Consider the following 1,056-nt stretch of genomic DNA (forward strand, 5'->3'; position numbering starts at 1 on the left):
CGACCTGCCCTGATTGGATCCCATGGCCTCCGCAGACCCCCGTATCAGCTCCGTCCGGCTCGCCTCGCTGGAGACCCGCTACCCCCGGACCGTGGGCCGCAACGCCCGGCTCGGCAGCCACGGCTCCGGCCCCGACTCCCACGTCGCGGTGCTGGTCACCGAGGACGGCCGGACCGGCTGGGGACTGTTCGAGGGATCGCCGGGCGACGTCGCCCGGGTCGAGGGCCGCCTGCTCTCGGAGCTGATCGACCCCGCCACCGGCATCCGCGACGACGCGGAGCACTGGCTCGACATCGCCCTGCACGATCTCCTCGGCGTGGTGCTCGACGCGCCTGTGCACGCGCTGCTCGGCGCGAGCGGCTCGCCCGACGTCGCCGTCTACGACGGCGCCGTCTACTTCGACGACCTCGACCCGGACGACGCGCCGCGCGGCGTCGGCGTGCTGGTCGAGGAGTGCCGGGCCGACGCCGCCCTGGGCTTCCGGGACTTCAAGCTCAAGATCGGCCGCGGCAACAAGTGGCTGCCGCGGGAGGCCGGCGACGCCCGCGACATCGAGGTGACCCGCGCCGTCCGCGACGCGTTCCCCGACGCCCGCATCCTGGTGGACGCCAACGACGGCTACGACCGCGACGGGTTCATCACCTACCTGGAGGCCGTCGCCGACGTCGGCCTGTTCTGGGTCGAGGAGCCGTTCCTCGACGATGCCGACGACCTCAAGGCGCTCCGCTCCTGGCTCGACGCCCACTCGCCGGAGACGCGCATCGCGGAGGGCGAGACCTCGCCCGACGTCGCCGCGCTGCGGCCGGTCGCCGCCGCCGGGTCGATCGACGTGCTGCTCATGGACGTCATGTCGTACGGCCTCACCGCGTGGCGGCGCCTGATGCCCGAGCTCGTGGCGGACGGCGTGCACGGCTCCCCGCACGCCTGGGGCCGGCCGCTCAAGACGCGGTACGCCGCACACCTCGCCGCCGGGCTCGGCAACGTCGAGATCGTCGAGGGCGTGCCCGGCACCGTGGCCGGCGTCGACCCGCGGCTGCTCGGCCCGGTCGACGGTGT

At 74.2% G+C, this 1,056-nt stretch carries 1 protein-coding gene; it reads left to right on the top strand.

The genetic code is table 11. From position 1 onward, the window contains the following. Window positions 1-22: 22 nt before the first annotated feature. The coding region (locus PROKR_RS14960) for an enolase C-terminal domain-like protein (protein WP_036964654.1) at window positions 23-1,056 on the top strand (1,034 nt) is incomplete at its 3' end.

Source organism: Promicromonospora kroppenstedtii DSM 19349 (genome assembly GCF_000515355.1).
Lineage (GTDB): Bacteria > Actinomycetota > Actinomycetes > Actinomycetales > Cellulomonadaceae > Promicromonospora > Promicromonospora kroppenstedtii.